This window comes from Streptomyces sp. NPDC046821, from assembly GCF_040645335.1.
Classification (GTDB): Bacteria; Actinomycetota; Actinomycetes; order Streptomycetales; family Streptomycetaceae; genus Streptomyces.
On sequence record NZ_JBEYYB010000004.1, the window covers coordinates 188,091 to 212,546 of the forward strand.

General features: G+C 69.3%; 23 protein-coding genes and 1 pseudogene. 20 read left to right on the forward strand and 4 right to left on the reverse strand.

Annotated elements, in window-relative coordinates; all coding sequences use genetic code 11:
* The first annotated feature begins 99 nt into the window (after positions 1 to 99).
* The 3 genes from ABZ893_RS09575 (at position 100) to ABZ893_RS09585 (ending at position 4,442) form a co-directional block, all read left to right on the forward strand.
* Positions 100 to 795 (forward strand): HAD family phosphatase, encoded by a 696-nt coding sequence (locus ABZ893_RS09575; RefSeq protein WP_361399468.1) that lies wholly within the window; start codon positions 100 to 102, stop codon positions 793 to 795.
* Between the two features lie 375 nt (positions 796 to 1,170).
* A complete protein-coding gene (locus tag ABZ893_RS09580) occupies positions 1,171 to 2,778 on the forward strand; it encodes an ABC transporter substrate-binding protein (RefSeq protein ID WP_361399471.1) in 1,608 nt (535 codons plus the stop codon).
* A gap of 83 nt (positions 2,779 to 2,861) precedes the next feature.
* Positions 2,862 to 4,442 (forward strand): ABC transporter substrate-binding protein, encoded by a 1,581-nt coding sequence (locus tag ABZ893_RS09585; protein ID WP_361399474.1) that lies wholly within the window; start codon positions 2,862 to 2,864, stop codon positions 4,440 to 4,442.
* 92 nt (positions 4,443 to 4,534) lie between these two features.
* On the opposite strand, the gene ABZ893_RS09590 is transcribed toward ABZ893_RS09585, so the two are convergent.
* Both ABZ893_RS09590 and ABZ893_RS09595 read right to left on the reverse strand, forming a co-directional pair.
* On the reverse strand, positions 4,535 to 5,209 hold the full coding sequence (locus tag ABZ893_RS09590; protein ID WP_361399477.1) for a response regulator transcription factor: 675 nt from the start codon (positions 5,207 to 5,209) through the stop codon (positions 4,535 to 4,537).
* A 37-nt stretch (positions 5,210 to 5,246) separates the two neighbouring features.
* A complete protein-coding gene (locus ABZ893_RS09595) occupies positions 5,247 to 6,104 on the reverse strand; it encodes a RecB family exonuclease (protein ID WP_361399480.1) in 858 nt (285 codons plus the stop codon).
* 216 nt (positions 6,105 to 6,320) lie between these two features.
* Between ABZ893_RS09595 and ABZ893_RS09600 the strand changes: the two genes are divergently transcribed.
* The 3 genes from ABZ893_RS09600 (at position 6,321) to ABZ893_RS09610 (ending at position 9,753) form a co-directional block, all read left to right on the forward strand.
* On the forward strand, positions 6,321 to 7,874 hold the full coding sequence (locus ABZ893_RS09600; protein ID WP_361399483.1) for a site-2 protease family protein: 1,554 nt from the start codon (positions 6,321 to 6,323) through the stop codon (positions 7,872 to 7,874).
* A gap of 160 nt (positions 7,875 to 8,034) precedes the next feature.
* On the forward strand, positions 8,035 to 8,940 hold the full coding sequence (locus ABZ893_RS09605) for a tRNA (adenine-N1)-methyltransferase (RefSeq protein ID WP_361399486.1): 906 nt from the start codon (positions 8,035 to 8,037) through the stop codon (positions 8,938 to 8,940).
* Between the two features lie 228 nt (positions 8,941 to 9,168).
* Positions 9,169 to 9,753: a hypothetical protein gene (locus tag ABZ893_RS09610; protein WP_361399489.1), complete on the forward strand. Its 585-nt coding sequence runs from the start codon at positions 9,169 to 9,171 to the stop codon at positions 9,751 to 9,753.
* Positions 9,754 to 9,841: 88 nt separating this feature from the next.
* Here ABZ893_RS09610 and ABZ893_RS09615 read toward each other — a convergent pair whose 3' ends face one another.
* Positions 9,842 to 10,156: a ferredoxin gene (locus ABZ893_RS09615; protein WP_361399493.1), complete on the reverse strand. Its 315-nt coding sequence runs from the start codon at positions 10,154 to 10,156 to the stop codon at positions 9,842 to 9,844.
* Positions 10,157 to 10,410: 254 nt separating this feature from the next.
* On the opposite strand from ABZ893_RS09615, the gene arc reads away from it, so the two are divergent.
* The 6 genes and pseudogenes from arc to prcA all read left to right on the forward strand — a co-directional run bounded on the left by arc (position 10,411) and on the right by prcA (position 16,244).
* Positions 10,411 to 12,177 (forward strand): proteasome ATPase, encoded by a 1,767-nt coding sequence (gene arc, locus ABZ893_RS09620; protein ID WP_361399496.1) that lies wholly within the window; start codon positions 10,411 to 10,413, stop codon positions 12,175 to 12,177.
* A 274-nt stretch (positions 12,178 to 12,451) separates the two neighbouring features.
* Positions 12,452 to 13,963 (forward strand): depupylase/deamidase Dop, encoded by a 1,512-nt coding sequence (gene dop / locus ABZ893_RS09625; protein WP_361399499.1) that lies wholly within the window; start codon positions 12,452 to 12,454, stop codon positions 13,961 to 13,963.
* 120 nt (positions 13,964 to 14,083) lie between these two features.
* A complete protein-coding gene (locus ABZ893_RS09630; protein WP_016325855.1) occupies positions 14,084 to 14,302 on the forward strand; it encodes a ubiquitin-like protein Pup in 219 nt (72 codons plus the stop codon).
* Between the two features lie 109 nt (positions 14,303 to 14,411).
* Positions 14,412 to 14,606 (forward strand): annotated as a pseudogene (locus ABZ893_RS09635) (endonuclease domain-containing protein); the annotation flags it as partial.
* Positions 14,558 to 15,403, forward strand: coding sequence for a proteasome subunit beta (gene prcB, locus ABZ893_RS09640; RefSeq protein ID WP_361399503.1), 846 nt, complete (start codon positions 14,558 to 14,560; stop codon positions 15,401 to 15,403). The pseudogene ABZ893_RS09635 and the gene prcB, both read left to right, overlap by 49 nt.
* A gap of 70 nt (positions 15,404 to 15,473) precedes the next feature.
* Positions 15,474 to 16,244, forward strand: a complete 771-nt coding sequence (prcA, locus tag ABZ893_RS09645; RefSeq protein ID WP_361399506.1) for a proteasome subunit alpha — start codon at positions 15,474 to 15,476, stop codon at positions 16,242 to 16,244.
* Positions 16,245 to 16,306: 62 nt separating this feature from the next.
* Here the strand turns inward: prcA and ABZ893_RS09650 are convergent, their stop codons facing one another.
* On the reverse strand, positions 16,307 to 17,338 hold the full coding sequence (locus ABZ893_RS09650) for a LacI family DNA-binding transcriptional regulator (RefSeq protein ID WP_361399509.1): 1,032 nt from the start codon (positions 17,336 to 17,338) through the stop codon (positions 16,307 to 16,309).
* A 141-nt stretch (positions 17,339 to 17,479) separates the two neighbouring features.
* On the opposite strand from ABZ893_RS09650, the gene ABZ893_RS09655 reads away from it, so the two are divergent.
* The 8 genes from ABZ893_RS09655 to ABZ893_RS09690 all read left to right on the forward strand — a co-directional run bounded on the left by ABZ893_RS09655 (position 17,480) and on the right by ABZ893_RS09690 (position 24,385).
* The gene (locus tag ABZ893_RS09655) at positions 17,480 to 18,739 is read left to right on the forward strand and encodes an MFS transporter (protein ID WP_361399512.1); all 1,260 of its coding nucleotides are present in this window, start codon (positions 17,480 to 17,482) and stop codon (positions 18,737 to 18,739) included.
* Positions 18,740 to 18,748: 9 nt separating this feature from the next.
* The gene (gene pafA, locus ABZ893_RS09660; protein ID WP_030955459.1) at positions 18,749 to 20,110 is read left to right on the forward strand and encodes a Pup--protein ligase; all 1,362 of its coding nucleotides are present in this window, start codon (positions 18,749 to 18,751) and stop codon (positions 20,108 to 20,110) included.
* Between the two features lie 141 nt (positions 20,111 to 20,251).
* The gene (locus tag ABZ893_RS09665) at positions 20,252 to 21,268 is read left to right on the forward strand and encodes an FKBP-type peptidyl-prolyl cis-trans isomerase (protein ID WP_361399516.1); all 1,017 of its coding nucleotides are present in this window, start codon (positions 20,252 to 20,254) and stop codon (positions 21,266 to 21,268) included.
* Between the two features lie 59 nt (positions 21,269 to 21,327).
* Positions 21,328 to 21,699: an FKBP-type peptidyl-prolyl cis-trans isomerase gene (locus tag ABZ893_RS09670; protein WP_361399519.1), complete on the forward strand. Its 372-nt coding sequence runs from the start codon at positions 21,328 to 21,330 to the stop codon at positions 21,697 to 21,699.
* Positions 21,700 to 21,871: 172 nt separating this feature from the next.
* A complete protein-coding gene (locus ABZ893_RS09675) occupies positions 21,872 to 22,825 on the forward strand; it encodes a WYL domain-containing protein (RefSeq protein WP_361399522.1) in 954 nt (317 codons plus the stop codon).
* 15 nt (positions 22,826 to 22,840) lie between these two features.
* Positions 22,841 to 23,797, forward strand: a complete 957-nt coding sequence (locus ABZ893_RS09680) for a WYL domain-containing protein (protein ID WP_361399526.1) — start codon at positions 22,841 to 22,843, stop codon at positions 23,795 to 23,797.
* A 135-nt stretch (positions 23,798 to 23,932) separates the two neighbouring features.
* Positions 23,933 to 24,178 (forward strand): hypothetical protein, encoded by a 246-nt coding sequence (locus tag ABZ893_RS09685; RefSeq protein ID WP_361399529.1) that lies wholly within the window; start codon positions 23,933 to 23,935, stop codon positions 24,176 to 24,178.
* A 9-nt stretch (positions 24,179 to 24,187) separates the two neighbouring features.
* Positions 24,188 to 24,385, forward strand: a complete 198-nt coding sequence (locus ABZ893_RS09690) for a hypothetical protein (RefSeq protein ID WP_361399531.1) — start codon at positions 24,188 to 24,190, stop codon at positions 24,383 to 24,385.
* Positions 24,386 to 24,456: the final 71 nt, after the last annotated feature.

The window sequence follows — 24,456 nt, forward strand, 5'->3', positions numbered from 1 at the left end:
TCCGGGCGCGACGTACACTGGTCGGTCCAGTGCAGGCCGGTTGCCTTCCTGTCAGAAGGAGGCAGCCGGCCTCTTCGTCCCTTATGGAGGTGTGCCCGGATGACCAGTACGGTCCCCGCTCTCGGTACCCGAACGGCAGAAGGCTCCGCCCTGCAGGCCGTGCTCCTCGACATGGACGGCACGCTGGTGGACACCGAAGGCTTCTGGTGGGACGCGGAGGTCTCCGTGTTCGCCGCCCTCGGGCACACCCTCGACGAGGCGTGGCGCGAGGTCGTCGTCGGCGGCCCGATGACCCGCAGCGCCGGCTTCCTCATCGAGGCCACCGGCGCGGACGTCACGCTCCCCGAGCTGACCGTGCTGCTCAACGACGGATTCGAGGAACGCATCAGCCGCACCCTGCCGCTGATGCCGGGCGCCGCGCGCCTGTTGGCCGAACTGGCCGCCCACGACATCCCGACAGCCCTCGTGTCCGCCTCGCACCGGCGCATCATCGACCGGGTCCTCGCCTCGCTGGGCCCGCAGTACTTCGCGCTCACCGTCGCGGGCGACGAGGTCGAGCGGACCAAGCCGCACCCCGACCCGTACCTGCTCGCCGCCGCGGGCCTGGGAGCGGATCCGGCCAGGTGCGCCGTCATCGAGGACACCGCCACCGGGGTCGCCGCCGCCGAGGCGGCCGGCTGCCACGTCGTCGCCGTACCGTCAGTGACCCCCATCGCGCCCGCCCACCGGCGCACCGTCGTCTCCTCGCTGGAACACGTCGACCTGCCGTTCCTGCACGGTCTGATGCTCCGTTGAACCGCGGGTAACGCCCACGCGCGTGTGGCCGAATCCCGGTACCCGGCAAGCTAGTTGAACGTGTGACGTTTCCCACTCGACGCGGGGTCGACACGTGTGCGCGGCTGTGCTGTGATCCGGACCACCGCGCCACCCCGCGATCCCATCTGTCCCGATTGGTCGGAACCTGAGCCGATGCGACCCCTGTGGGTTATCGGTGCGTCCACGCCCGGTTTCGGAGCGTGATGAACGCACGCCTCCGGCCGCCTTCGGGACGCTTCGCCACGCGCATTAATGTCGATGCGAGAACATCGCCGTAAACCCCCTCGTTCCCCCGCCGACACCACCCCTCGTCGCCGGTGGTCAGGGGATCGACAGCTGTGGAGAACTTCGAGCATGAACCGCAAGACCTTGGTGTTGCCGGCCGTCATCGGCCTGCTCGCGCCTGTACTCGCCGCGTGCGGCGGGTCCGGCAGCGGAAACGGCGGCGGCAACCCGATCGCCGTCGGCACCACCGACCGGTTCATCGCCTCGAAGGCTGTCCCGGCCCCGTTCGACCCCGCGTACGCCTACGACGCCGGCTCCTGGAACGTACTGCGCCAGACCATCCAGACCCTGATGGCCATGCCGCGCGGCGGCAGCGGCGACCCGGTGCCCGAGGCGGCCGAGAGCTGCGGATTCACCGACACCGGCAACGAACGCTACGCGTGCACCCTGCGCAAGGGCCTCACCTTCGCCGATGGCACCCCCGTCACCGCCTCGGACGTCAAGTTCTCCATCGACCGCGTTCGCGCCATCGGCAGCGACAGCGGCTCCACCGCCCTGCTCTCCACCATCGACACGGTCGAGACCCAGGGCCGCAGCCAGGTCATCTTCCACCTGAAGACCCCTGACGCCACGTTCCCGTACAAGCTGGCGACCCCCACCGCCGGCATCGTCAACCCCGACGACTACTCACGGAGCAAGCTGCGCAACGGCTTCGCCGTCGACGGCTCGGGCCCGTACACCCTGCACGCCGAGGTCAAGAACAACACCCTCGTCAAGGCCGTCTTCAGCAAGAACCCCAACTACAAGGGGCAGTTGAAGCCGAAGAACGACAAGGTCGAGCTGGTCTCCTTCGCCGATGCCGACGCCATGGGCAAGGCCCTCGACAAGGGCAGCATCGACATGATGACGCGCACCATGTCGCCGGAGCAGATCAAGCGGCTCTCGGACAACCCGAGCAAGAAGATCAACCTGGTCGAGATGCCGGGCATGGAGATCCGCTACCTCGGATTCGACACCAGCGCGCCCGCCGTCCGGAGCAAGGCCGTCCGCCAGGCCATGGCCCAGGTCATCGACCGCGGACAGCTCACCGCCGACGTCTACGGCACCTCCGCCGAACCGCTCTACTCGCTGGTGCCGTCCGGCATCACCGGTCACACGAACTCGTTCTTCAACAAGTACAGCGACCCGAGCGTCGGCAAGGCCTCGGCCATCCTGTCCCGGGCGGGCATCAACACGCCGGTCAAGCTCACCCTGCACTACACGACCGACCACTACGGACCGGCCACCAAGCGGGAGTTCGAGGTGCTCAAGAAGCAGCTCAACTCGTCCGGCCTGTTCTCCGTCGACATCAAGGGCGACTCCTGGGACACCTACCGCCCTGACGAACTCAAGGGCAAGTTCGCCGTCTACGGCATGGGCTGGTTCCCCGACTTCCCCGACGCCGACAACTTCGTCGCACCGTTCCTCGACAAGGACAACTTCCTCGCGTCGCCCTACGCGAACAGCACGATCCGGGACCAGCTCATCCCGCAGTCCCGGCGTGAGGCCGACCGGCTGACCGCCTCCAAGAGCCTCACACAGATCCAGGACACCGTGGCCGACGACGTGCCGGTGCTCCCGCTCTGGCAGGGCAAGCAGTACGTCGCCGCCCGCGACGACATCACCGGGGTCGAGTGGGCACTCAGTTCCTCCTCGATCCTCCAGCTCTGGGAACTCGGCCGCGGCGTGAGCGGCTGATCCCCCAGCGAGCCGGCCGTCCCGTCCAGGGAGGCCGGCTCGCCCGTTTTCCGCACCACTGACGACAAGGCACGTACGTGAGAATGCGCAAGCACTGGCTGGTCCTGACCCTGGGGACAGGACTCACCGCGTCTCTGCTGGCCGGATGCGGCTCCGACAAGGGCAGCAGCACCGCGGGCAAGGGCAGCGCGGTGGTCATGGGAATGTCCGACGACATCCAGGCCACCGACCCGGCGTCCGGCTACGACCCGGGATCGTGGCTGCTGTTCAACAACGTGTTCCAGTCACTCCTGAGCTTCCCCAAGGGCAGCACGGAGCCGCAGCCCGAAGCCGCCGAGCAGTGTTCCTTCACGGACTCCAGCACCAAGGTCTACAGCTGCACGCTGCGCGACGGCCTCAAGTTCAGCAACGGTGACAAGCTCACCTCGGAGGACGTCAAGTTCTCCTTCGACCGCATGATGAAGATCGCCGACGACGCCGGCCCGTCGATCATGTTCCCCATGCTCGACAAGGTCGAGACGCCCGACGCCAAGACCGTCGTGTTCCACCTCAAGACCGCGGACGCCACGTTCCCCAGCAAGATCGCGTCCGGCGCCGGCTCCATCGTCGACCACACCGCGTACTCGATGAACCGCCTGCGCTCCGACGGCAAGGCGATCGGCTCAGGCCCCTACAAGCTGGACTCCTTCACCAAGACGAAGGCCGTCTTCTCGGTCAACGCCGACTACAAGGGCACCGCCAAGGTCCAGAACTCCGGGATGACCATCCGGTTCTTCCACGGCGACCAGGCGGGCCTCAAGAAGGCTCTCGTCAGCGGCAAGATCGACCTCGCCTACCGCGGACTCGCCGCCAAGGACATCGCCGGCATCGAGAACTCCGCGTCGATGAACTCCAAGTCGGAGGTCGTCGAGGGCACCAGCGCCGAGGTCCAGGACCTGGTCTTCAACATGAAGGACCCCGTCGCCGGCCGCCTGTCCGTCCGTAAGGCCATGGCGTACCTCCTCGACCGGGACGCCCTGGTCAACGAGGTCTACCAGGACACCGCCACCCCGCTGTACTCGATCATCCCGGCGGGCATCAGCGGCCACAACACGGCCTTCTTCGACACCTACGGCCCCCACCCCTCGCCCGCCAAGGCCCGCGCGGCACTGCGGGCCGACGGCATCACCGGCAAGGTGAAGCTCACGCTCTGGTCGACCCCGTCGCGCTACGGCCCGGCCACCGACCAGGAACTCGCGGCGATCGCCAAGCAGCTCAACGCGAGCGGCCTGTTCGACGCCGACATGAAGTCCATCGCGTTCAGCCAGTACCAGAAGGACATCAAGACCGGAAAGTACGGGGTGTACGTGAAGGGCTGGGTGCCGGACTACCCGGACCCCGACAACTTCACCCAGCCGTTCTTCGGCGACGGCAACGTGCTGGAGAACAACTACACGAACAGCACGATCACCGGAAAGATCATCCCGCAGACCGGGGCGCAGAGTGAACGCGCCTCCACCGACCGGGACTTCGAGCAGCTCCAGAACATCGTCGCCGACGAGCTGCCGGTCCTCCCCGTCTGGCAGGCCAAGCAGTACGCCGTCGTCCGCGACAGCGTCTACGGCCTCGAATCCTGCCTCGACGCGTCGACGGTCTTCCGGTTCTGGGAGATCAGCAAGGGGTGAGCCGGCCTCCGGCCGCACACATGACGGTGGCCGCCTCCCTTCCCGGGAGGCGGCCACCGTCATGTGTGCGGCTGATCTACCGCTGGGCTGATCTACTGCTGCGCGCCCGGTCGCACCAGACCGCTCTCGTACGCGTACACCGCCGCCTGCACGCGGTCGCGCAGGCCCAGCTTCGTCAGCACATGGCCGACATGCGTCTTCACCGTCGTCTCGCTGACGAAGAGGTCCGCCGCGATCTCCGCGTTCGACAGACCGCGCGCCACCAGCTTCAGGACCTCGACCTCGCGCTCGGTCAGCGTGTGCAACGTGTCCGGCACCGGCTCGTCACCCGAGGGCAGATGGTCCGCGTACTTGTCGAGCAGCCGTCGCGTGATGCTCGGCGCGAGCATCGCCTCGCCGGCAGCGACCACGCGCAGCGCCTGCACCAGCTCGTTGGCCGGGGCGTCCTTCAGCAGGAAGCCACTGGCGCCGGCCCGCAGCGCCTCCACCACGTACTCGTCGAGGTCGAACGTCGTCAGGACGAGCACCTTCGCCGGACCGTCCCGGCCGGGGCCGGTGATCTGCCGGGTCGCCTCGACCCCGTCCATCCGCGGCATACGGATGTCCATCAGGACCACATCGGGCTGCAGGGCACGGACCTGGTCGAGCGCCTGCAGGCCGTCTCCGGCCTCGCCGACGACCGCGATGTCCTGCTCGGCCTCCAGAATCATCCGGAACCCGGTACGGAGCAGCGGCTGGTCGTCGACCAGTAGGACGCGGATCGCCACGTAACTCTCCTTCGCTAGTCCGGGCCATTCTGCCCTGCTAGCCCTCCTGGGACCCGGTCACCCTGACCTGAAGGGGATACGGCGGGGGAGTCCCGCCGAACTCCGGGCAAACCGCCTGATGGTCGCACCAGCCGCACAGCTTCGTGGGCCGCGGCCGCCAGTCACCCGTGTCCGTGGCCTGCTCGATCGCCTCCCACAGCGCGTGCAGCTTGCGCTCCACCCGCTCCAGATCGGCCACCACCGGGTCGTACGTCAGCACGTCCCCGCTGCCCAGATAGACCAGCTGGAGCCGGCGCGGCACGACCCCCTTCAGGCGCCACACCACCAGCGCGTAGAACTTCATCTGGAACAGGGCGCCCTCGGCGTACTCGGGGCGCGGGGCCTTGCCCGTCTTGTAGTCGACGATGCGGACCTCGCCCGTCGGCGCGACGTCGACCCGGTCGATGATGCCGCGCAGCTTCAGGCCCGACGCCAGCTCCGCCTCGACGAACAGCTCACGCTCGGCCGGCTCCAGACGCGTCGGGTCCTCCAGCGTGAACCAGCGCTCGACCAGCTGCTCGGCCTCGCCGAGCCAGCGCGTCATCCGCTCGCCCTCGCCGTCGTCCGCGAACAGCTCGGCCAGCTCCGGCTTCACCTCGCGCAGCCGGTCCCACTGACCCGGGATGAGCGACTTCGCGCGCGGGGCCGTCCGCTCGCCCGCCGGGGCGTCGAACAGTCTCTCCAGCACGGCGTGCACCAGCGTCCCGCGGGTCGCGGCCTCGCTCGGCTTCTCGGGCAGCTTGTCGATCACCCGGAACCGGTACAGCAACGGGCACTGCATGAAGTCGCTCGCGCGCGAGGGCGAGAGCGACGCCGGGCGAGCGGCCGGGGCGGCCCCTTCGGTGCTGGTCTCCATGACGACAGACCTTACGGGCCGCCACTGACAGTCAGGTGAGTGGTGGGGTACGAACCATTCGTGGGAGTCCTTGTGAAGCCGGCCCGCGGCGGGGCGGGGGAGTCGACGCGGGCCGCGCCACACTGGACGCATAACATCGACGCCAGACCGCTCGCCCTGCATGATCGCGCATCGGCGGGAGCGAGGGATTACGAACGAGGGGACCGAGGGATCACCGTGGACGAGAGCGGCCGGCCGCACCCCGGCAGCGGTACGACGGACGACGAGCAGGCCGCCCGCCCCCGCACCACGCCCCCGCCGCCAGACCCGGAGCGCGAGGCGCAGGACGACGCGGTCCCGCTGACCAAGGCGAACGCTTCCGGCGACCCGGAGTCCGGTGCGCAGCCCGACCCGGAGGACACCGAGAACTCCGCGTCCGGCGCGCAGCCCGACCCGGAGGACACCGAGAACCCCGCGTCCGGAGACCAGACCGACCCCCCTGCGGACCCGCCGACGGACCCCCCGACGGACCCGCCGTCCGGCACCCCCCAAGACCCGCACCACGACCCGCACCACACCCCCGTCACCCCCACCCGTACCCCCGCGACGAGCGGCCGCCGCCCGGCCAAGGCGCCCGAGTCCCGTGGCGGGCTCCTGATGGGGCGCCCCTTCGGCGTCCCCGTCTACGTGGCCCCCAGCTGGTTCCTCGTGGCCGCCCTCATCACCTGGGTCTTCGGCGGCCAGCTCGACCGCGTCCTGCCCGAACTCGGCGCCCTCCGCTACCTCGTCTCCCTCTTCTTCGCGGTCGCGTTCTACGCCTCCGTACTCGTGCACGAACTCGCGCACACCGTCGCCGCGCTCCGCTTCAAGCTGCCGGTGCGCCGCATCCAGCTCCAGTTCTTCGGCGGCGTGTCCGAGATCGAGAAGGAGTCCGAGACGCCGGGCCGCGAGTTCGTCCTCGCCTTCGTCGGACCGCTGCTGTCCCTCGTCCTGGCCGGCGTCTTCTACCTCGGGATGCTCGTCGTCGAGCCCGGCACCGTACCCGGCGTCCTGCTCGCCGGTCTGATGGTCTCCAACCTCCTCGTCGCCGCGTTCAACCTGCTGCCCGGCCTGCCCCTCGACGGCGGCCGTATGCTCCGCGCCGTCGTCTGGAAGATCACCGGCAAGCCCATGAGCGGCACCGTCGCCGCCGCCTGGGTCGGCCGGGCCCTCGCCCTCGCCGTCCTGATCGGCCTGCCCCTGCTCACCCAGACCGGCGCACTCGGCAACCGGGCCACCGACGCCGCCGGCATGGACACCGTCACCGACGCGCTGCTCGCCGCCATCCTTGCCGCGATCATCTGGACCGGCGCCGGCAACAGCCTGCGCATGGCCCGCCTGCGCGAACACCTCCCCGAGCTCCGTGCCCGCACCCTGACCCGCCGCGCGGTCCCCGTGGAGAGCGCCACCCCCCTCTCCGAAGCCCTGCGCCGGGCCAACGACGCGGGCGCCCGCGCCCTCGTCATCGTCGACGCCGACGGCGAACCCCGGTCCCTCGTCCGCGAGACCGCCATCGTCGGCGTCCCCGAACACCGCCGCCCCTGGGTCGCCGTCAGCGGCCTCGCCCAGGACCTCACCGACGGAATGCGCGTCTCCGCCGAACTCGCCGGCGAGGAGCTTCTCGACACCCTGCGCGCCACCCCCGCCACCGAGTACCTCGTCGTCGAGGACAGCGGCGCCATCTACGGCGTCCTCTCCGCAGCAGACGTGGAACGAGCCTTCGTCAAGGCGATGGCAAGGCCGTCCGCATGACTCCCCGCGCCTGAGCGCCCCGACAGGGGCGCGGGGCCGTTTCGATCTGCGGCTCCGCCGCGTGGGCGCGAACAACCACGACCGACGCCCACTGTCCGCACGCACCCCCGGCCCGCCTCCGCCGGTCAGGCGCACCGCAGGGACCCGGTAGGCTGGTCACATGTCCGAACCGACCGGTGCCGCCCGCCGACGCGGGCCCTTCAAGGTCGGGGACCAGGTACAGCTGACCGACCCCAAGGGCCGCCACTACACGTTCACGCTCGAGGCCGGGAAGAACTTCCACACCCACAAGGGTTCTTTCCCCCACGACGAGCTGATCGGCGCTCCCGAGGGCAGCGTTGTCCGCACCACCGGAAACGTCGCCTACCTCGCGCTGCGCCCCCTGCTCCCCGACTACGTCCTGTCCATGCCCCGCGGCGCCGCCGTGGTCTACCCCAAGGACGCGGGGCAGATCCTGGCCTTCGCCGACATCTTCCCCGGCGCGCGCGTCGTCGAGGCAGGCGTCGGCTCCGGCTCGCTGAGCAGCTTCCTGCTGCGCGCCATCGGCGACGACGGAATGCTGCACTCCTACGAGCGCCGCGAGGACTTCGCCGAGATCGCCACGCAGAACGTGGAGCGCTACTTCGGCGGTCCGCACCCCGCCTGGCAGCTCACCGTCGGCGACCTCCAGGACAACCTGAGCGACACCGACGTGGACCGCGTCATCCTCGACATGCTTGCCCCCTGGGAGTGCCTGGACGTCGTCAAGAAGGCGCTCGTCCCCGGCGGCATCCTCTGCTGCTACGTCGCCACCACCACCCAGCTCGCCCGGACCGTCGAGTCCATCCGCGAGATCGGCTGCTTCAACGAGCCGACGTCCTGGGAGACGATGATCCGCAACTGGCACGTCGAAGGCCTGGCCGTCCGCCCGGACCACCGCATGATCGGCCACACCGGCTTCCTCCTCACCGCCCGCCGCCTCGCGGACGGCGTCGAGCCGCCCATGCGCCGCCGCCGCCCCGCGAAGGGCGCCTACGGCGAGGACTACTCGGGCCCCAACGCCGACGGCGGCAACGCCGGACGCTGACCCGCGTAACCCGTCCAACGCACCACCGCCGCCGCCGAGTTCCCCGCACACCCGGGGAACTCGGCGGCGGCGCTTGTGCGTTGAGGCCCCGCACGCGAGGCGGCGCGGCACGGGCGAGGTGGCAGGAACCCCGGAAATCACCGGACCCCCGGCGTTCCCCCGCACTGTGAGGTATGACACGATGCTGGGCACCCCCACCGGCACAGCCCTCACAGGAGACGCTTCCTAGTGCAGCACCCCGCCGTCCCGGAACTGGCGCACACCACCACCCGTCCCATCCACTGGCTCGCGACAGCCGCGGCCGTATCGGCCGTCGTCGCGTTCTCCTCATTCCTGCAGCCCGGATCGGCCACCGCGGCCCAGCCGGACCCGCAGACCATCCGCACCACAAACACCGCCGCTGTCGCACCTCCCGATCCGGCGGCCGTCCACTTCCCGCTCCAGTGCGGGCCCGTCAAGACCCTCGTGGTGAAGACCGCCACCGGGGATCTCGACGGAGACGGAAGTCCGGAAACCGTCGCCGTGGTCCGCTGCGACGCGAGCTCCGGCACCCCGCCGAGCGGCGTCTACGTCCTCACGCACTCCCGCGAGGCACACGCGCAGCCGCGCATCGTGGCCACCCTCGTCGACCCCAAGGACCGGCTCACCGCCGACGACGTGGCGGTACGCGACGGAGCGGTCACCGCGACGCTCCTCGGCTACTCCAGCGACGCCGTCCCCAACTGCTGCCCCGACACCACGGACAAGGCGAAGTGGCAGTGGAAGGACGACGCGTTCATCCGCTCCACCCCCGCCGAGGCCCGCAGCATCTGACGTCGGCACACGAGAAAGGGCCCGCGCCCGCCGGAAACGGCGGCACGGGCCCTTTTCGTTCGCCCTGCGACGGGCTGAAACCTACCGGTCACTCCGCGTCAGGACCGTAGACCTCCACCCTGTCCGAAACCCGACGTACGTGGATGCAGTCGCCCGGACACTCCTTCGCCGAGTCCACGACGTCGTTCAGCAGCGGGAGCGGCACCGGAGTGGTCGCCCCCTGCTCCTGCAACAGCTCGTCGTCCGCGCTCTTCACGTACGCCAGCCCGTCGATGTCCAGCTCGAAGACCTCGGGCGCGTACTGCGCGCAGATCCCGTCGCCGGTGCAGAGGTCCTGGTCGATCCACACCTCGAGGGCGACGCCGCTGTCGGTGCCGGATCCGGCCTCCTGCTGCACGCTCATGTCTCCTGCCGCTTCCTGCCTCGAACCGCCCCGCGTACCGGCAAGTCGGGCCAGCTCCGACGGGTGTTGAACACGTCGACCCTACAACCGGCCGCTTCCAATTCATGTTGGGTGGGTATCCCCCTGGCGTGAGGGAGAGCGCAAGGGTGAAGATCGGACACACCCCCACAGTCTTTTTGATCTAGGGGTTTCAATCGACACCCACCCAGGTAGGGTCTGGAAGCGTCCAGCTCCCCTTGGAGGAGGTGAGGACCGTGGCAGCCCACGACGACGACATGAACCGCGGCATCCGCCCGGGACGAGGGTCCGACGACCCCGCCGGTCAGATTGCCTATCTTGAGCAGGAGATCGCCGTCCTGCGACGCAAGCTCGCCGACTCTCCGCGTCATACGAGGATTCTCGAAGAGCGGATCGTCGAGCTGCAGACCAACCTGGCCGGCGTGTCCGCACAGAACGAGCGGCTCGCCAACACGCTCAGGGAGGCCCGCGACCAGATCGTGGCCCTCAAGGAGGAAGTCGACCGGCTCGCACAGCCGCCGGCCGGCTTCGGAGTCTTCCTCGTGGCGAACGAGGACGGTACCGCCGACATCTTCACCGGCGGCCGCAAGCTCCGGGTGAACGTGAGCCCCAGCGTGGAGCTCGAAGAGCTCAGGCGCGGCCAGGAAGTGATGCTCAACGAAGCGCTCAACGTGGTCGAGGCCATGGAGTACGAGAGCGTCGGCGACATCGTCACCCTCAAGGAGATCCTGGAGGACGGCGAGCGCGCCCTCGTGGTGGGGCACACCGATGAAGAACGCGTGGTCCGGCTCGCCGAACCACTCCTCGACATCACCATCCGCCCCGGCGACGCCCTCCTGCTCGAACCCCGATCCGGCTATGTCTACGAAGTCGTACCCAAGAGCGAAGTCGAAGAGCTCGTCCTGGAAGAGGTCCCGGACATCGGCTACGAGCAGATCGGCGGCCTGGGAAACCAGATCGAACTGATCCGCGACGCGGTCGAGCTGCCCTACCTCTACCCGGACCTGTTCAAGGAGCACGAGCTGCGCCCGCCCAAGGGCGTCCTGCTCTACGGTCCTCCCGGCTGCGGAAAGACCCTGATCGCCAAGGCGGTGGCCAACTCCCTTGCCAAGAAGGTCGCGGAAGTGACCGGACAGGCCCAGGGCAAGAGCTTCTTCCTCAACATCAAGGGTCCCGAGCTGCTCAACAAGTACGTCGGCGAGACCGAGCGGCAGATCCGCCTCGTCTTCCAGCGTGCACGGGAGAAGGCCAGCGAGGGCACGCCCGTCATCGTCTTCTTCGACGAGATGGAGTCCCTCTTCCGCACCCGTGGCTCCGGTGTCAGCTCGGACGTGGAGAACACCATCGTCCCCCAGCTGCTCGCCGAGATCGACGGTGTGGAAGGCCTGGAGAACGTGGTCGTGATCGGCGCCTCCAACCGTGAGGACATGATCGACCCCGCGATCCTGCGGCCCGGACGACTCGACGTGAAGATCAAGATCGAGCGCCCGGACGCCGAAGCGGCCAAGGACATCTTCGCCAAGTACCTGACCGCCCGCCTCCCGCTGCACTCCGACGACCTCGGAGAGCACGGCGGCGACCGCGCCAGCACGGTGCACGGGATGATCCAGACCGCCGTCGAGCAGATGTACGCGGAATCCGAGGAAAACCGCTTCCTCGAAGTCACGTACGCGAACGGCGACAAGGAAGTCCTGTACTTCAAGGACTTCAACTCCGGCGCCATGATCGAGAACATCGTCGGACGCGCCAAGAAGGCGGCCATCAAGGCCTTCCTCGAACACAACCAGAAGGGCCTTCGGGTCTCCCACCTCCTCCAGGCCTGCGTGGACGAGTTCAAGGAGAACGAGGACCTGCCCAACACCACGAACCCGGACGACTGGGCCAGGATTTCCGGAAAGAAGGGCGAACGGATCGTTTACATCCGCACGCTCGTCACCGGAAAGCAGGGCGCGGACACCGGACGCTCCATCGACACGGTGGCGAACACCGGTCAGTACCTGTAAAAGGCAGGGCGGCTGCGGGTCCCTCTACCGGGTACCCGCAGCCGACTGTTTTCCGGGAAGCAATTCCCGCCGCATTCCAGGCCACGAAAAGACCACCGGCCCACACGCGCAACGACAGCAAAGACAGTAATGATCTCCCCACCAGCGCATAGGCGTTCTAGGCTCGGTACCGCCGAATCGCGCCGTGCGGGGACGGGCACCGCACGCGCACAGGAGAACCAGCGGTACTGAGCGCCGCCCCCGAACGGGGACGCCGCCGGGCAAGGAGGGCCGCATGACCGTACGGCGAGTAATGGGCATCGAGACGGAGTACGGGATCTCCGTCCCCGGCCATCCCAACGCCAATGCCATGCTCACCTCATCCCAGATCGTCAACGCCTACGCGGCGGCGATGCACCGGGCGCGGCGCGCCCGCTGGGACTTCGAGGAGGAGAATCCGCTGCGGGACGCACGAGGATTCGATCTCGCCCGTGAGGTCGCCGATTCCAGCCAGCTCACCGACGAGGACATCGGCCTGGCCAACGTCATCCTCACCAACGGTGCCCGCCTCTACGTCGACCACGCTCACCCCGAATACAGCGCCCCCGAGGTCACCAACCCCCGGGACGCCGTCCTGTGGGACAAGGCCGGCGAGCGGATCATGGCCGAGGCGGCCGAGCGGGCGGCCCAGCTGCCCGGAGCCCAGCCGATCCACCTCTACAAGAACAACACCGACAACAAGGGCGCCTCCTACGGGACGCACGAGAACTACCTGATGAAGCGGGAGACCCCCTTCTCGGACATCGTGCGCCACCTGACGCCGTTCTTCGTGTCCCGCCAGGTCATCACCGGCGCCGGCCGCGTCGGCATCGGCCAGGACGGCCACGAGCACGGCTTCCAGCTCAGCCAGCGCGCGGACTACTTCGAGGTCGAGGTCGGCCTGGAGACGACCCTCAAGCGCCCCATCATCAACACCCGGGACGAACCCCACGCCGACGCGGAGAAGTACCGCCGCCTGCACGTGATCATCGGCGACGCGAACCTCTCCGAGATCTCGACGTACCTGAAGCTCGGCACGACGGCCCTGGTCCTCTCCATGATCGAGGACGGCTTCATCGCCGTCGACCTGGCCGTGGAACAGCCCGTACGCACCCTCCACCAGGTCTCGCACGACCCCACACTGCAGCACCTCGTCACCCTCCGCAGCGGCCGCACGCTCACCGCCGTACAGCTCCAGATGGAGTACTTCGAGCTGGCCAGGAAGTACGTCGAGGAGCGGTACGGGGCCGACGCCGACGAGCAGACCAAGGACGTCCTCACGCGCTGGGAGGACGTGCTCGGACGGCTCGAGAGCGACCCGATGAGCCTCTCCGGAGAGCTGGACTGGGTCGCGAAGCGGGAGCTCATGGAGGGCTACCGGCGCCGCGACAACCTCGACTGGGACGCCGCGCGCCTGCACCTCGTGGACCTCCAGTACGCGGACGTACGGGCCGAGAAAGGCCTGTACAACCGTCTGGCGGCCCGCGGCAAGATGAAGCGCCTGCTGGACGAGGACGAGGTCGAGAAGGCCCGTACGAGCCCGCCCGAGGACACCAGGGCCTACTTCCGCGGACGCTGCCTGGAGCAGTACGCAGACGACGTCGCGGCGGCCTCCTGGGACTCGGTGATCTTCGATCTGCCCGGCCGGGACTCCCTTCAGCGCGTGCCGACCCTGGAGCCCCTTCGCGGAACGCGTAACCACGTGAAGGAGCTGCTCGACCGGTGCCGCACGGCCGAAGATCTGGTCCGGGTGCTGTCCGGCGGCTGAAAAGCAGGCGGCCGGGGAATCACACAGGTGGGCCCCGCACGTTGAACGAAGTGCGGGGCCGATGTCGGACCCGGATTGTAGGGTCTGATCAAGAACGTCGAAGCGAGCGGGGTGAGGTAGATGGCGACCAAGGACACCGGCGGCGGACAGCAGAAGGCGACGCGTTCCACCGAGGAGGTCGAGGAGCAGGCGCAGGACGCGCAGGCCTCCGAAGACCTCAAGGAGCGCCAGGAGAAGCTGAGCGACGACGTGGACTCCGTGCTGGACGAGATCGACGACGTCCTCGAGGAGAACGCCGAGGACTTCGTACGCTCGTTCGTTCAGAAGGGTGGACAGTAGTCCACCCGCTTGACCCACTAGGCGGTGGGGCAGCGCCCGGAACGTACGCGGGCGCTGCCTCCCGAGCCCTTCGCCGCGTGCCCGGGAGCGCGCCGCGAGACCAATTTCAGAGCGTCCGGCCATAGATGTGGATCACCGCCACGAGACGGGTAGGGTCCGTGGCGTACGTTGCTTCAACTGCAATTCGGCCATCGGCAAGTTGGGAGATGCTCCCGACGCCATCCGTCGGGCCGCCGCCTACGTGGAAGGAAACGCGTGGAAGCCAACTCTCGTAGCACCGGGCGTCTACCAGCTGCCTTCCTGACGCCTGGATCGTCGTCCTTCGTGGACTTCCTGTCCGGACATCAGCCCGAGATGCTGCCCGGGAACCGTCAGCTTCCGGCCGTGAAGGGTGCGATCGAGGCGCCGCACGGGACGACGATCGTGTCCGTCACGTTCCCCGGCGGCGTGGTGCTCGCCGGTGACCGCCGGGCCACGATGGGCAACATGATCGCTCAGCGCGACATCGAGAAGGTCTTCCCGGCGGACGAGTACTCGGCGGTGGGTATCGCCGGTACGGCCGGTCTCGCCGTGGAGATGGTGAAGCTCTTCCAGCTGGAGCTGGAGCACTTCGAGAAGGTCGAAGGCGCCCAGCTGTCCCTCGAGGGCAAGGCGAACCGGCTCTCGACCATGATCCGGTCGAACCTCGGCATGGCCATGCAGGGCCTGGCCGTCGTGCCGCTGTTCGCCGGGTACGACGTGGACCGCGGCAAGGGCCGCATCTTCTCGTACGACGTCACGGGCGGGCGCAGCGAGGAGCAGGGGTACGCGGCGACGGGCTCCGGTTCGATCTTCGCGCGCGGAGCGATGAAGAAGCTCTACCGCAACGATCTGACGGAGGCGGAGGCGACGACACTGGTCGTGCAGGCGCTGTACGACGCGGCGGACGACGACTCGGCGACCGGTGGTCCCGATGTGGCGCGCCGGATCTACCCGATCGTCACGGTCATCACGGACGACGGGTTCCGCAGGCTCACCGACGAGGAGGGTTCGGAGATCGCGCGTTCCATCCTGGAGCGCAGGCTCGAGCAGCCCGACGGCCCGCGGGCCGCGCTTCTCTGACCTGTGTGTTCGCCTGTATTCGCCGCAGACTTGAGTACTTGAGTCACTGACAGAAAGGGACGGACAACCGGTGTCGACGCCGTTCTATGTCTCACCCCAGCAGGCCATGGCCGACCGGGCCGAGTACGCCCGCAAGGGCATCGCCCGCGGCCGCAGCCTGGTCGTGCTGCAGTACGCCGATGGCATCGTGTTCGTCGGCGAGAACCCGTCCCGTGCGCTGCACAAGTTCAGCGAGATCTACGACCGGATCGGCTTCGCGGCCGCCGGCAAGTACAACGAGTACGAGAACCTGCGGATCGGCGGTGTGCGCTACGCGGATCTGCGGGGTTACACCTACGACCGCGACGATGTGACGGCGCGTGGCCTGGCGAACGTGTACGCGCAGACGCTGGGCACGATCTTCTCCAGTGCGGCCGAGAAGCCGTACGAGGTGGAGCTGGTGGTCGCGGAGGTCGGAGTGACCCCCGACGGAGACCAGATCTACCGCCTGCCGCACGACGGTTCGATCGTCGACGAGCACGGCTCGGTGGCGGTGGGCGGTAACGCGGAGCAGATCAGCACCTATCTGGATCAGCGGCACCGGGACGGGATGACCCTCGCGGAGGCGCTGAAGCTGGCGGTGCAGGCGCTGTCGCGGGACACCAACGGCAGCGAGCGGGAGATCCCCGCGGAGCGGCTCGAGGTGGCGGTTCTGGACCGTACGCGTCCGCAGCAGCGGAAGTTCAAGCGCATCGTGGGGCCGCAGTTGGTGCGGCTTCTGGAGGCCGGCGCGGAGTCGTCCGCGGAGCCGGTGGAGAAGAGTGACGCGGAGGCGGAGGCGGAGTCCGACTCCGAGGAGTGAGTCATCCGCGGGTGTCCTTCGGCGCCTCGACCGTTTCGGCGGTCGGGGCGCCGTTTTTTGTGTCAGTGCGCGGGTGTGGCGGTCGAGCCGCGGACGACCAACTCGACGGGAAGTGCGGTGGTGTTGGGGGTGCGGCCGTCGAGGACGGCGAGCAGGGCCGCCATGCCGCGTTCGCCGAAGAGTTCGGCGGGGAGGCGGACGGTGGTGAGTTCGGGTTCGACGGCGGTGGCGAGGGAGAGGTCGTCGAAGCCGGTGACGGAGACGTCGTCGGGGATGCGCAGGCCGAGGGCGCGGGCGGCTTTGTAGGCGCCGGTGGCGAGTTTGTCGTCGTCGCAGACGATCCCGGTGGGGCGCGGGCCGGGGGCGGTCAGGGCGGCGTGTGCGGCGGTGCGGGCGGCTTCGACGGTGAGCGCGGAGCGTGTGGTGCGGATGTCGGCGCCGGGGATGTGCGCGGTGCGGGCCGCGAGTTCGTGCGCGCGGACGTCGAAGGTCCAGGAGGGGACGGCCGACGCGAGATGGAGGAACCGCCGGTGACCGAGGGCCAGCAGATGGTCCGTCACCTGGCCCATGCCGTCGGCGATGTCGAGGTTGACGGTGGCGGTGCCCGGGGCCGTCCGCTCGGGGTCGCTGTCGAGCATGACGAGGGGGAGCGCGTCGCCCCGGAGGGCGGTGACGGCGTCGGAGGCCATGGAGGAGGCGAGTACGCCGTCGAGGGCGGCGGGTGCGGAGGCGAAGGGGTCGCGCGCGGGGCCGATGCCGTCGGGGGAGGGGTAGAGCACGACGCCGAAGCCGTGTTGGGCGGCGACCCGGGCGGCGCCGGTGTAGACGTGCGCGAAGAACTCGTTGGTGAGGGCGGGCACGACGAGCAGGGCGGTGCGGGTGCGGCCGAGGCGGAGGCTGCGGGCGGCGAGGTTGGGCCGGTAGCCCAGGTCGCGGGCGGCGGTGCGGACGCGTTCGGCGGTGGTCTCGGCGACGCGTCCGCGCCATTTGTCGCCGAGGACGAGGGACACGGCGGCCTGCGAGACTCCGGCGGCACGGGCGACGTCGCGGCTGGTGGGCCGCGTGGGGGCCGTCTCGTCTGACCCGGTCGTCACTCGTGCCTCCGTGGGTGTGGCGGGTTCCCGGTGGACCCGCGGCTTGCGCACATGGTACGTATGACGCTCGACGTTATACGTAAAACCTGGAGGCTCCCGGGGCTTGGGCCAGGGTGTTTCGGGTGGGGGAGAGGGCGGGCGATGGCCGCGGGATATGCGGAGATCCTCAGGGCGCGGCACGCGGCGCGGCTGCTGGTGGGCACGCTGGTGGGGCGGCTGCCGAACGGGACGGCGGCCATCGCCATCGTGCTGTTCGTGCGCGCGGAGGGCGGCACGTACAGCCTGGCCGGGGCGCTCGCCGCGGTGTACGGCGTCGCGAACGCGGTGGGGCAGCCGCTCCTGGGGCGACTTGTCGACCTGCGCGGCCAGCCACGGGTGCAGCTCCCGGCGGCGGTGGCGTCGGCGCTCGCCATGACGGTCTTCGCCTTCGCCGGGACCGGGACACCGGCGCTCGCGTACGTCGCCGTGGGCGCGGCCGGACTGTTCACACCGCCCCTGGAGGGCGGGCTGCGCGCGCTGTGGCCGCAGGTCCTGCCGCGCGAGGACCAGATCCACACGGCGTACGCGATGGACGCCGTGGCGCAGGAAGTCATGTTCACCGTCGGGCCGTTGCTCGTGACCGTCTGTGTGTCGCTGTGGTCGGCGCAGGCGGCGCTCGTCCTGCTGAACGTCGTCGGCGTGCTGGGCGCGCTCTCCGTGGTCGTGTCGCAGCCGTCGCGCGCGTGGCGCTCGGCTCCCCGCGAGGCGCACTGGCTGGGCGCCCTGCGCTCACCCGGACTCCTCGCACTGCTGGGGGCGTTCCTGTTCGTCGGGACGGCGCTGGGCTCGATCACGGTGGCCGGCGTGTCGTACGCGGACGGGCACGGCGGGGACGTGACGTACGGGTGGCTCATGGCGGCGCTCGGGCTCGGCGCGCTCGTGGGCGGTTCGGTGTACGGGGCGCGGCAGTGGGCCGGGGTTCCCGAACGGCGGCTGCGGTGGCTGGTCGCCCTGTTGGCCCTCTGCTATGTGCCGTTGGTGTTGATGCCGGGCGTGGTGGCGATGACGGCGCTGAGCGCGCTCGCCGGCGTGTTTCTCGCCCCGTCCATCGCCTGCGCGTTCATCCTCGTCGACCGGCACGCGCCGCGCGGGACGGTGACGGAGGCGTTCTCGTGGCTCGTGACGACGTTCACCGTGGGTACATCCGTGGGAACTGCCGCGGCGGGGCCGGTCGTCGAGTGGGGCGGGACGGTGTGGGGCTTCGCGGTGCCCGGCGTTGCGGGCGCGGCGGCATTGCTCGTACTGCTGTCCACCGGACGGGTCCTCGCAGCTCCACGAATCGCCGGGCGTGTCGCGGGTTCATCGGAAAATGATCGAAACGGTGCTGTCGAACCCGGTTTCAGCACAGGGCATCAGGCGTAATGTTCACTCATGGACCGCCGCATTTTCGGGCTGGAGAACGAGTACGGCGTCACATGCACGTTTAGGGGACAGCGCCGCCTGTCTCCTGACGAGGTGGCGCGGTACCTCTTCCGCCGTGTCGTGTCATGGGGCCGCAGCAGCAATGTTTTTCTGCGGAACGGCGCCCGCCTCTATCTCGACGTCGGATCTCATCCGGAATACGCAACTCCCGAATGTGACAACGTGACGGAGTTGGTCACGCACGACAAAGCGGGCGAGCGCATTCTGGAAGGACTGCTCGTCGACGCCGAACGCCGCCTGCACGAGGAGGGAATCGCGGGCGACGTCTATCTCTTCAAGAACAACACCGACTCGGCGGGAAACTCCTACGGCTGCCACGAGAACTATCTGGTGGCCCGTCACGGGGAGTTCTCGCGACTCGCGGACATCCTCATTCCGTTCCTGGTCACGCGGCAATTGCTGTGCGGCGCGGGCAAGGTGCTGCAGACTCCACGCGGCGCCGTGTACTGCGTGAGCCAGCGTGCCGAGCACATCTGGGAGGGCGTGTCCTCCGCGACCACGCGTTCCCGCCCCATCATCAACACCCGCGACGAACCGCACGCGGACGCCGAGCGGTACCGGCGCCTGCACGTCATCGTCGGCGACTCGAACATGTCCGAGACGACGATGCTCCTCAAGGTGGGCGCCACCGACCTCGTGCTCCGCATGATCGAGGCCGGCACCGTCATGCGTGACCTCACCCTGGAGAACCCGATCCGGGCCATCCGCGAGGTCAGCCACGACATCACCGGCCGGCGCAAGGTGCGTCTGGCCAGCGGCCGCGAGGCATCCGCCCTCGAGGTGCAGCGCGAGTACTACGAGAAGGCCGTGGACTTCTGCGAGCGCCGCGGGATCCGCACCGGCACCGTCGAGCAGGTCCTCGAACTGTGGGGCCGCACGCTCGACTCGATCGAGTCCGAGGACCTCGACCGGATCGGCACCGAGATCGACTGGGTGATGAAGTACAAGCTCATCGAGCGGTACCGGGCCAAGCACAATATGACGATGTCGCACCCGCGGGTCGCTCAGATAGACCTCGCCTACCACGACATCCACCGTCGCCGGGGCCTGTACTACCTCCTCGAGAAGAAGGGACAGGCGGCGCGCATCTGCAACGACCTCAAGATCTTCGAGGGCAAGTCGGTGCCGCCGCAGACCACCCGCGCGAGGCTGCGCGGCGACTTCATCCGCCGGGCCCAGGAGCAGCGCCGTGACTTCACGGTCGACTGGGTGCACCTGAAGCTGAACGACCAGGCGCAGCGGACGGTGCTGTGCAAGGACCCGTTCCGGTCGGTCGACGACCGGGTCGAGAAGCTGATCGCCGGAATGTAGGACGAACGGCCCACCGTCGACCACAAGGCCCCGTACGTGATCCACGTGCGGGGCCTTTGGCGTGCGTTTCCCCCGGCTGTGTGACGGGAGGGCCTACAGTGGCTGGACCGTACCGACAAACCCCGCAACCTGAGGATCACTGTGCGACGCCGATTTGCTGCTCTGCTCATCGTCCCGGCTCTGGCGCTGACCGCGACGGCGTGCGGGGGTGATGACCACAAGAAGAGCGACACGGACAAGGCGAGCTCGGCGTCCTCCTCGCCCAAGGCGGAGGCGGCCGCTCCCAAGCCGGTCGACTCGGCGTCGCCGATGCCGGAGATCAGCGGTGCGTACGGCAAGCAGGCGACGATCACCGTGCCGAAGGGCGAGCCGAGCGGCAAGTTCGTCGTGCACACGCTCAGCCAGGGCAGCGGCGCCGTGGTCAAGAAGGACGACCTGGTGTCGATGAACTTCACCGGCAAGATCTGGAAGGGCGGCAAGGACCTCGGCAGCTCGTACCAGCAGGGCGGCGCGCCGCAGCTGATCACCGCCGGCTCGAAGACGGTCATCCCGGCGTTCGCGGACGCTCTCGTCGGCCAGAAGGAAGGCAGCCGCGTCCTCGTCGTGGCGCCGCCGGCCGCCGGTTTCGGCAGCCAGGGCAACCAGCAGGCGGGCGTCACCGGCACCGACACCCTCGTCTTCGCGATCGACGTCGGCAAGGTCGTCCCGAAGTCGGTGACCGGCACGCAGTCCTCCATCCCGTCGAACCTGCCGCAGATCAAGGCCGACAAGCCCGAGCCCGCGACGATCACCATTCCGAAGAACGACCCGCCGAAGGACCTGGTCGACAAGGTCCTGATCCAGGGCAAGGGCCCCGAGATCAAGAGCGGCAAGACGGTCACCATGCAGTACAGCGGTGCCGCCTGGAAGATCAACGAGGGCAAGCCGAAGGCGACGCTCTTCGACTCCTCGTACAACACCGGCCAGCCCTTCAGCACGGTCATCGGTCAGGGTCAGGTCATCCCGGGCTGGGACAAGGGACTCGTCGGCAAGCACGTCGGTGACCGCGTCCTCCTGGTGATCCCGGCCGACCAGGCCTACGGCAAGGAGGCCAAGGGCGCCACGCTGCCGGCCAACTCGACGCTCGTCTTCGTCGTCGACATCCTGGCCACCTCCTGACCCGGAGGTCTGCGAGACTGTCCCGGTTGCCCAACCGTTTATCAGCAGGAGCAAGTGACGTGAGCATCGAGAAGCCCGAGATCGACTTCCCCGAGGGCCAGGCGCCGGCGGACCTGGAGATCAAGGAGATCTGGGAGGGCGACGGCGCCGTCGCCAAGGCCGGCGACTACGTCAAGGTCCACTACGTGGGCGTGGCCTTCTCCACCGGCGAAGAGTTCGACGCCTCCTGGAACCGCGGCCGTCCGCTGGAGTTCCAGCTCGGCGCCGGACAGGTCATCAGCGGCTGGGACACGGGCATCCAGGGCATGAAGGTCGGCGGCCGCCGCCAGCTGACCATCCCCGCCCACCTCGCCTACGGCGACCGTGGCGCCGGCAACGCGATCGCCCCCGGCGAGACGCTGATCTTCGTCTGCGACCTCGTCGCGGTCTGATCGTCACCGACGCGGTCACCGTCTGATCAGGCCGTGACCGCAAGCGGTCATCCGAAGGCCCATGCCTCCTGGCATGGGCCTTCGGCTTTTGCCACCACACTTCATAGCGGTACGGTCGACCTTCGGACGGGGGAGAGCCGGGCGGCTCTCGAAGAGAGGACGTAGAGCGTCGATGGCCATTGCGAAGGCCGAGCGGCTGATGAACCTGGCGCTGTGTCTGCTCGGAACCCGGCGCCCGCTCAGCAAGCGTGAGCTGCGCGGCTCCATCGAGGCCTACCTGGAAGCGGGCTCCGACGACAGCTTCAACCGGATGTTCGAGCGCGACAAGGACGATCTGCGCGAGCTCGGCCTCGTCATCGAGACCGTGGAGAACATCGAAGGCGAGATCGGCTACCTCGCCCGCCGCGACAGCAACCGCCTCCCGCCCGTCACCCTCGACGCCGAGGAAGCCGCAGCCCTCGGTCTCGCCGCGAAGGTCTGGCAGCAGGCCCGCCTCGCCGGCGCCGCCAGCGGAGCCCTCCAGAAGCTGCGCGCCGCAGGCCTCCCCGAGGACGTCGACCCCTACGAGGCCCACTCCGCCCTCGAACCCCGTATCCCCGCGCACGAGGCGTCGTTCGAGCCGCTGATGCTGGCCTGCCGTGACCGGCGCGCCGTCGTGTTCGACTACCGCAAGGCCACCGCCGCGCGGCCCGAGCAGCGGCACGTCGAGCCGTGGGCCCTCGAATGCTGGCGCGGCCACTGGTACCTCGCGGGCTGGGACCGCGACCGCGGCGCCGAGCGCGTCTTCCGCCTGTCCCGCATCACCGGCAAGGTCCGCTCCCGGGCCGGCCGCTTCACCGCCGACGTCCCCGACGTCGTGACCGTCCGCGAGACCGTCGCCAGCTGGGCCGGCGAGACCGCCGACCGCAGCGCGCTGATCAGGCTGCGGACCGGCGCCGGCTTCCCGCTGCGCGCCAAGGCCACCGCCGTCCGCGACCTCGGCGACGGCTGGGACGAACTGGAGATCCCGTACGGGCACGGGCTCGACGCCTGGCTGGTCGAGTTCGGCCCCGACGTGGTCGTCCTCGGGCCGGCGGAGCTGCGGGCCGAAGTCGTCGACCGGCTGCGCGCCGTGGCCAAGGGCTGAGGGGAACGAGGACCAATGGCCACGAACGCCATCGACCAGACCCGCCGGATGCTGTCCCTCGTGACGTATCTGCGGGAACGCCCCGGAGCGCGCGTCGAGGACGTCGCCCGCGCCTTCGGGATCACCGAGGACGAGCTGATCTCCGACCTCGACATCCTGCCGCTGTGCGGGACGAGCTTCCGCGGGGGTGACCTCCTCGACATCGACACGGACGGCGACCGCATCTGGTGGCACAACCCGGACGACGTCGCCGCGCCCCTGCGCCTGGCCGCCGACGAGGCGACCGCCCTGCTCGTCGCCGCGCGCGCCGTCGCCACGCTGCCCGGCCTGCGCGAGAGCGACCGGCTCGCGCTGCTTCGGGCCACGGCGAAGCTGGAGGCCGCGGCCGGTGAGGCGGCCGGGGCGAGCGCCCGGCTCTCGGTGACCTTCGAGTCCGAGGGCGGCGTCTTCGCGGACGTCGACCGGGCGATCTCGGAGCGGCGCCGGCTGTGGATCCGTTACTACTCGCCCGCGCGTGACGAGGTCACCGAGCGGGAGATCGACCCGATCCGGCTCGTGAGCGTCGGCCACACCTACGTCGAGGCCTGGTGCCGGCGTTCCGAGGCGCGGCGCACTTTCCGGCTCGACCGGGTCGCCGAGATCCGCATCCTGGACGAGCCGTCCGCGCCGCCGGAGATCGAACTGCGGGATCTGTCCGAGGGGCTCGTGCAGCCGGCGGCCGAGGATCCCGAGGTGGTGATCGAGGTCGGCCCCGGCGGGCGCTGGGTCGCCGAGTACTACCCGCACGACAGCGCGGAGGAGTTGGCGGACGGCGGCCTGCGGATCACGCTGCGCACGCCTGACCCGTCGTCACTGCGCCGGCTCGCGCTGCGGCTCGGCCGTGACGGGCGCATCGTGTCGCCGTCCGCTCTCGCCGACAGTGCCCGGCAGGCCGCCGGTGAGGCGCTGGCCGCGTACGACGGGAACGGATAGGACTGTCGGCCGCGCGTGGGACGGGTGTCTGTGACGCGCGTGGCCGGCGCGAGGAACGTGGGCGTGCTGTTGACCGCGGTGCGGCCCGGGGGTGCCAGGAGTTCGGGAAGCACTGAAAAGTCTGGGATGGTCAAAATGGGTGGATTGTCCGCGATGGTGGGTCCGGTGCTGTTCAAGGCCGCCTGCCCCGACTGCCGTGAGCGGTTCGAACTCGCCGCGGGGGCACTGCGCCTGGCGATCGGCGCCACCCGCCGCACCACCTTCTACTCCTTCACCTGCCCCGAGTGCGGCTCCGCCGTCCGCAAGCCCGCCGGGGAGCGCATCATCGAACTCCTCACGGGTGGAGGGGTGAGCACGCTGCGCCTCCATCAGACCGTCTAGGCTCGGCGCATGTTCTGGGCGATGCTGGCGGTTGCTGTGGGGTTCGTGGGACTCGCCGTGCTCGGCGTGTTCGCGATCAGGGTCTTCGTCGAGGCGCAGCGCCTCGGGCGCCAGGTCGCCGACACCACACAGCGGATCAGCCGCGCGGCGGAGGATCTGGAGAAGGCGGCGGCCGGTACCGCCCGCCGGAGTCACGAACTCCTGTGACGTGCGCGTCTTTCCGAGGGGCCAGGCCGGCGACGCGCCGGATGTGAGCGGAGAGACAGGATAGTAAGCGC